Genomic DNA, 763 nt, shown 5'->3' with positions numbered 1-763 from the left:
ACTGCTGACAAAGTCCTCGCTTTTGGCGGGGACTTTTGATTCAATGGGGTATGTTGAGGAAGCCCGCCCCCGTTCAGACCGAGCTTGAGATGGTGACGCTCGAGAGCCTGGTCCCTGCCGATCATCTGTTGCGCAAGGTTGAAGCGGCGATTGATTTTCGCTTCATCCGTGATCTGACCGAGGGGCTCTATTGCCCCGCAAACGGCCGCCCGCCGATCCCGCCCGAGGTGCTCTTCAAGGCGCTGTTCATCGGCTATCTGTTCGGCATCCGCTCCGAGCGGCAGTTGATGCGCGAGATCGAGGTGAACGTCGCCTATCGCTGGTTCCTGGGACTGCGGCTGACGGACCGGGTGTTCGATGCCTCGACCTTCAGCCAGAACCGCCGCCGCCGGTTCGACGCAACCGATGTGGCGCAGCAGATTTTCGACCGGATCGTGGAGGCGGCGCTGAGCGCGGGGCTGGTGGGCGGCGAAGTGCTTTATACGGACAGCACGCATCTGAAGGCCTCGGCCAACAAGGGCAGGTATGACACGAGCCTGATCGCGAAATCGCGCGCGGCCTATTGGGACGATCTGGACCGGGCGGTCGAGGCGGATCGTACCGCCCGTGGCAAGCCGCCACTGCCACCAAAGGAGCGTGCGCCCGAAGTGAAGCCCACCAAGGTCAGCCGCACGGACCCGGATGCGGGCTATATGGTGCGCGATGGCAAGCCCAAGGGGTTCTTCTACCTTGATCATCGCACGGTGGACGGGCGTTTCGGGAT

General features: G+C 62.9%; 1 protein-coding gene. It reads left to right on the top strand.

Going from position 1 to position 763, the window contains the following annotated elements:
* Positions 1-50: 50 nt before the first annotated feature.
* Positions 51-763: transposase (locus ACTZWY_RS19800; RefSeq protein ID WP_444792419.1), on the top strand; the 713-nt coding region annotated here is incomplete at its 3' end.

This window comes from Roseinatronobacter sp. NSM (genome assembly GCF_052379845.1).
Lineage (GTDB): Bacteria > Pseudomonadota > Alphaproteobacteria > Rhodobacterales > Rhodobacteraceae > Roseinatronobacter.
This window is presented reverse-complemented; position numbering and strand designations above follow the sequence as displayed.